Raw genomic sequence first — 6,000 nt, 5'->3', positions numbered from 1 at the left:
TTGCAGCACCAGCAGTGCTGCGGCCTCAGCCAGCGCTTTCTCCTTGCGTTTGAGATCCTTCTCCAGCTTGCGGTTCTTCTTGCGTTCCTGCTGCAACTCCCGCCGCTCATCGGCCGATAGCTGGCCGTTGCTGCCGGCTCCGGTAACGGCGGCCTCTCGCCAGCGTTGTATCTGTTCGGCGTAGAGTCCCTTGCGGCGGCAATACTCCGCCAGCTGTTCTTCATTCAGCGCCGCGGTCTCAATCACCACGGCCAGTTTGCTTTCCCCGCTCCAGTTCTCGGGGTTCTTTGGGTCGGCAGGCACGGCTTTTCCCTGTTCACGGATTCGATTGCGCCAATTGTACAGGGTTTGCTCAGAGACGCCGGTCTCCCGGCTAACCTGGGCCACCGCCATGGCATTTGGCGGCATCATCATCTGCACGGCTCTTTCTTTGAAGCCTTCACTGTAACGCGGCATTTTCCACTCGATTACCGCCCCCTCATACACTGTTGATTAAAAAGTGGGCGCGACATCTATGCTGACACAGGGGGGGCCTGCTCGCCAACCAGTGCCCGCAGCGCCTCCTGGAAGTCGCCAGTGGATACCCCGCGCAGGTACAGCCAGGGAATCAGCTCGTCGAGGCTCTTGGCGCGCTTGAGGTACGGCGGCAGTAGCCTGCTGTTGAACTTGATACCGGCGCCGCTGCGATCCCTGACCTTCGGTACCTTGACCTCGACATCGCCCACACCGGTCTGGATGGTCCGCTGGGGCAGGTAGCCATTGCGCACCACCGCTTGGCGGCCGTCCTCTGTCTTGAGGTCCCGATACTGTTGCAGCAGCGCCGCCAGCTCCGCCTCGACCGCCGCGGCGATCAGGGCAGAAGCCCCCTGACGGATGGTCTCGTGGAGCGGGTCCAGGCCCTTTGACTCTGGTTGTGAAAGAACATGCAAGGTAGACTTGTCCATGGCGTACTCCTTTTGTTGGTTGTGATCGTCGTGGTGATCAACCAACAGGGTACGCCATCTTTTTAGCCTACTGCCATACACCAGAAATCAGTATAACTCGCAGTTTTTCAGAGGTTCCCTAACAAGGCGCTGCTGTCGGACAAATTTTCCGCTGCATTCCTAGTTTTCCGTAGAGCGCGGCGTTAGAGGCCAAGGAGACATCATGACAGTCAGGCGTATGGACAATGTCGGTATCGTGGTCGAGGACATCGATGCCACCATTGAGTTCTTCTCTGAACTCGGCCTAACCCTCGAAGGCCGCATGCCCATCGAAGGCGAATGGGCCGGCCGCGTCACCGGAGTGCGCGGCCAGCGCGTCGAGATCGCCATGATGCGCACCCCCGACGGCCACGGCCGCATCGAGCTCTCGCGCTTCGACGCCCCCGCCATCGCATCCGATCACCGTACAGCCCCGGTGAACTCGTTGGGATACTTGCGCGTCATGTTCACCGTCGAGGACATCGACGACACCCTCGCTCGGCTCCGCACGCTCGGTGCTTCGGTGGTCGATGAAATCGTCAATTACGAAGACAGCTACCGGCTGTGCTACATTCGGGGCCCCGAAGGAATTCTCATCGGGCTTGCTCAAGAGCTCGGGTAGGTGAGGTGGTCTAATACCAACGGACACCCCAGTTAAAGGGAGAGCGGGGTCAGACCTTACATTTGGCGTGCGAGCGGAATGCCGCGCCGGAATCCCCGCTCTTCCCCGCGCTAAAACTCCGTCCACACCTTCTGCAAAACTAGAAACAGAAAAGCCGTGGAACAGCCAAACATCAGTAGACCGTTGATCGCCGCCAATGGCCCGAGCACCCGCCAGGGCGGCCGCAGCGCCACATCCCCATAGCCCTGGGCGGTGATCGAGCTGCTGGAAAAATAGATGCCTTCGGTCAGGCATGGAACCACCTTGCAGCGCCACAGGAACAGCCCCCAGGCGAAGGCCTCAATCACATGGGTCATGAAGAGGACAAAGAAACAGGCTGGTACCAGCACCCTGCCCGCGTTCTCCGGGCCGTAGCTGTCCGTCAGCCAATCGTGCGCCGCGGTCAGGCTGCGGACCATCTCCAACAACACTGCGGTGTGAAACAGGAAGATGCCGGCCGCCAGCAACAGGGCCAGGCCGAAAACCCGACGCCAGTGACGCCTTCCGATCTGCTGATCGTATGAGGTGGTCATTTGCTGCTCGCCCGTGCGGCATTGCGAGAGGTGCCTCAAAATTTCCGCCGAGCGCCAGGTGCAGGCGGATGCGGTTGGCGATCCGGGCATTGCGCAGTCTGATCACGCTGGCCCCAACGACTATCTGTTCCGCCTGCAGCGCCTCCACCCACAGCAGGTCCCGTCTGCCCGGCGATAAGATCGCTTCCTGAGTAAAAAGCGCTACGCGACAGAACAGATTTTTTCGGTGACCGGCGCCTTTCCGACCGATGGACGAACGCCGTTTCGGACCAAACGCCTGCGTCGGCCACGGTACTGGAAACGGCGATGAGAGGATGAGAGCAGATAGCGGAGAAACAACAGATTCGCCCTGGGAAATGCCACCGGGGGCCGCGAGTGGGGAAAATTGAAAAACAGGACGCCGGGGGTCTCATCCATAGGACGCCTCCATGAAGTTATGAGTTGCTCCGAACGGTGGCTTTTAATTTCCGATGGCATATTATGAACATACAATTTGAGATCTGTTGCGGGCGGTGCCACACAGTTAGCAGCACGCACTGCCAGAAAAAATTTTGCCGTCGCTGTGTATAGTTCAGCGATGCAGACATTGCAAAGGCGTCTCAGCGCAACCGGCGCCACTGGCGGGCGAATGGCTTTGCGGCGCCGGGAGGACTGAAGCATCCCCAAGTCGCCAGCCAACACAACAGGGAAATCGGGACAACAGTGACAAGGATTTTACTGACGGGGTTCGAAGCCTTTGGCGATACGCCGGTCAATCCCGCTGAGTCGGTGGCGCAAGCTCTGGACGGCAGCCGGATTGATGGTGCGGCGGTCACCGGAATCGTGGTGCCGAACAATTTCTTCGAGTGTATCGATTTCGTTCGCGCAGCGATCGGAGATGTCCGGCCGGAACTGGTGGTGATGATGGGCGAGTACGGCGGCCGGGCCGCCATCACCGTGGAACGTATAGCACAGAACCTCAACGATTCGACCCGCTACCAGCTGAAGGACAATCGCGGGGTGGCCATGCAGGGCCAGCCCACGGTACCGGACGGCCCGGTGGCCTACAGCAGTACTCTGCCCCTGCGCGCGATGGTCAAGGCCATGCGCACCGCCGGCGTGCCGGCGGATATATCGGACACCGCCGCCACCTTCTGCTGCAATCACTTGATGTACGGCATTCTGCACTCTATCGCCACCAGTCAGCTGGATATCCGCGCCGGCTGGATACACCTGCCGCACCTGCCCGAGGTGGCGGCTCTGGTGGAGAATTTGGGCGCACCGAGCATGTCCTGCGAAACCGCAACCCGGGGCGTCCGCGCGGCAATAGAGGCCGCCCTGAAGCATCCGCAGGATATCGACGAACCCATCCCGTCGCGGCTGCAGATATAAAAGATTCCGCGCACTCTGGGGTAACAGCTGTCGCGTCTGTTTGCGCCGGCGTGCATGCGATCGCGGCAGCGGGCCTCGTGTCGCTCTCGTGGCCGGCAACCACGTTCGTCGCAATTTCACAGCGCCGTATCTCAAGGGCCGATCGCACAATCTTTACACAGCCAGACGCCAACCCTATCCTGTCCCGCGGACAATTCGCGGCGCAGAGTTCGCGGCCATAATTTTCTACAGGTTCAATAACTATGAGTACAAAGTTTCGACAGCTCGCCGTCGCGGCCCTGGCGCTTGCCTCGGCGCCCGCGCTCTGGGCGGAGGAAGATCCCTATCTGTGGCTCGAGGAAGTGGACGGTGAACGGGCCATCGAGTGGGTGAAAGAACAGAATGCCGAGACCCAATCCCGCCTGGCCGGGACCGACCTGTACAAATCCCTCTACGCCGACGCCCTGGCGGCGCTGAGCGCCGAAGACCGGCTGCCGGAAATCACCCAGAAGGGCGACTGGCTGTACGAGAACCACCACAGCAAAGAGAATCCGCGCGGCCTCTACCGCCGTATCCCGGTGGACAAGTTCGACCGCGGCAGCGAGCGGTGGGAAACCGTGCTGGATATCGACGCCCTGTCCCGCGCCGAGGGCAAGAAGTGGGTGCTCAAGGGTATGGACTGTCAGGACGAGGCCCAGACCCGCTGCCTGGTGGCCCTGTCCGCCGGCGGCGGCGACGCGGTGGAGCTGCGCGAGTTCAACGCCCGCGACAAGAAATTCGTCGAGAACGGCTTCTTCTCTCCGATGGCCAAGCAGTCCGCTGTCTGGCTGGACGGCGACCGCCTGCTGATCGCCAGCGCCAGGGGCGAGGACGCCGCGACCGAGTCCGGCTACGCCCGCACCGCCCAACTGTGGCGGCGCGGCGAACCGCTGGCCAAGGCCAAAACGCTGCTGGAAGTGCCGCGGGACTCGGTGTGGCTGACTCCCGCCGCGATCGGCAGCGGTGACAAGCGCACTATCCTCCTGAACGAGGGCCTGGATTTCTGGCATGCCCGCACCTTCGTCTACCGGGGCGGCGAGGTGCTGCCGCTGCAGCTGCCGCAGAGCGCCGCAATCGAAGGCGCCCTGGGCGACGCGCTGGTGGTCAGGCTGAACGAAGACTGGAAGGTCGGCGGCAAGCAGTGGCCGCTCGGCAGCCTGGTGCTGGTCTCCCTGAACTCTCTGCTGAAAGGCGACACCGAGGTTTCCGCCCTGGTCACTCCGAACGAGCGCGAAGTGGTCGAGTCCGTGGCCGTATCCGAAGCCGGCGTGCTGGTGACCATGCTGGACGACGTCAAGGGCCGCGCCTACTTCTACCGCCGCGGCGACAAGGGCTTTGAGAAAACCCCGATCCCGTTTCCCGACAACGGCAAGCTGGCCATCGCCACCTACAGCGATGAAAGCGGCAACGCCTACCTGACCTGGGAAAACTTCATCACGCCGCCGACCCTGTATCGCTACCGCGCCGATGCGGACACGCTGGAGCGCCTGCTGGTGCAGTCCCCGACCTTCGACGGCAGCAAATTCAAGGTAGAGCAGTACTTCGCCGAATCCGCCGACGGCACCCGAGTGCCCTACTTCGCGGTGATGGCGAAGGATATCGAGCTGGACGCCGACAACCCGACCCATATCTTCTCCTACGGCGGCTTCCGCAACGCGCTGCTGCCGTCCTATTCCGGCTCTTACGAACCGCTGAACGGCGCCTACGGCAAGCTGTGGCTCGAGCGCGGCGGCGTCTTTGTGCTGGCGAATATCCGCGGCGGCGCCGAGTATGGCCCCGCCTGGCACGCGGCGGCCCTGCGCGAAAACCGGGTCAAGTCTTTCGAAGACTTCGCCGCGGTGGCGGAAGACCTGATCGCGCGCCGCATCACCCGCCCGCAGCGCCTCAGCATCGAGGGCCGCAGCAACGGCGGCCTGCTTGTGGGCGCGAGCATGACCCGCCGCCCGGACCTGTTCAACGCGGTTATCTGTGGCGTGCCGCTGCTGGATATGAAGCGCTACCACAAGCTGCTGGCCGGCGCCTCCTGGATGGGCGAGTACGGCAACCCGGATACCGACGACTGGAAATTTATCCGGGACTACTCCCCCTACCAGAACCTGAAGGCGGACACCGACTACCCGTCGGTGTTCTTCTTCACCTCCACCCGCGACGACCGCGTACACCCGGGCCACGCCCGCAAGATGGCCGCGCGCATGAAGGCCATGGGCCAGCGGGTGGAATACTTCGAAAACCTGGAAGGCGGCCACAAGGGCAGCGCCACCAACGAGCAGCTGGCGCACCGGGTCGCGCTGATGTACACGCACCTGTGGAAGGCGCTGGAGCACGGCGACGCGCCCCCGGCACTGAGCGCCGCCGGCCGCTAACCCCGCCAGATTGCTCTCGCCCCACCGGGGTGCGGCTGTAAACACACAGCCGTGCCCCGGCCCTCCCCCAACACGTCCCTGCTGGCTTCGGG

Annotated in this window: 5 protein-coding genes and 1 pseudogene; 3 read left to right on the top strand and 3 right to left on the bottom strand. The window is 62.6% G+C overall.

Annotated features, from left to right (window positions below; all coding sequences use genetic code 11):
• On the bottom strand, nucleotides 1–456 hold a 456-nt coding region (locus tag ACXAF3_RS08690), incomplete at its 3' end, for a transposase (protein ID WP_475111902.1).
• A 59-nt stretch (nucleotides 457–515) separates the two neighbouring features.
• Nucleotides 516–944 (bottom strand): annotated as a pseudogene (locus ACXAF3_RS08685) (transposase); the annotation flags it as partial.
• A 202-nt stretch (nucleotides 945–1,146) separates the two neighbouring features.
• On the opposite strand from ACXAF3_RS08685, the gene ACXAF3_RS08680 reads away from it, so the two are divergent.
• Nucleotides 1,147–1,584 (top strand): VOC family protein, encoded by a 438-nt coding sequence (locus ACXAF3_RS08680; protein ID WP_475111901.1) that lies wholly within the window; start codon nucleotides 1,147–1,149, stop codon nucleotides 1,582–1,584.
• 110 nt (nucleotides 1,585–1,694) lie between these two features.
• On the opposite strand, the gene ACXAF3_RS08675 is transcribed toward ACXAF3_RS08680, so the two are convergent.
• Complete coding sequence (locus tag ACXAF3_RS08675; protein ID WP_475111900.1) at nucleotides 1,695–2,156, bottom strand: ion channel; 462 nt, start codon at nucleotides 2,154–2,156, stop codon at nucleotides 1,695–1,697.
• Nucleotides 2,157–2,858: 702 nt separating this feature from the next.
• On the opposite strand from ACXAF3_RS08675, the gene pcp reads away from it, so the two are divergent.
• Nucleotides 2,859–3,527 carry a pyroglutamyl-peptidase I gene (gene pcp / locus ACXAF3_RS08670; protein ID WP_475111899.1) on the top strand — a complete coding sequence of 223 codons (669 nt, stop codon included), beginning with the start codon at nucleotides 2,859–2,861 and terminating at the stop codon, nucleotides 3,525–3,527.
• A 242-nt stretch (nucleotides 3,528–3,769) separates the two neighbouring features.
• Entirely contained in the window at nucleotides 3,770–5,908 is a 2,139-nt protein-coding gene (locus ACXAF3_RS08665) for a prolyl oligopeptidase family serine peptidase (RefSeq protein ID WP_475111898.1), read from the top strand.
• Nucleotides 5,909–6,000: the final 92 nt, after the last annotated feature.

Source organism: Microbulbifer sp. ABF4_143 (genome assembly GCF_056160225.1).
This window is presented reverse-complemented; position numbering and strand designations above follow the sequence as displayed.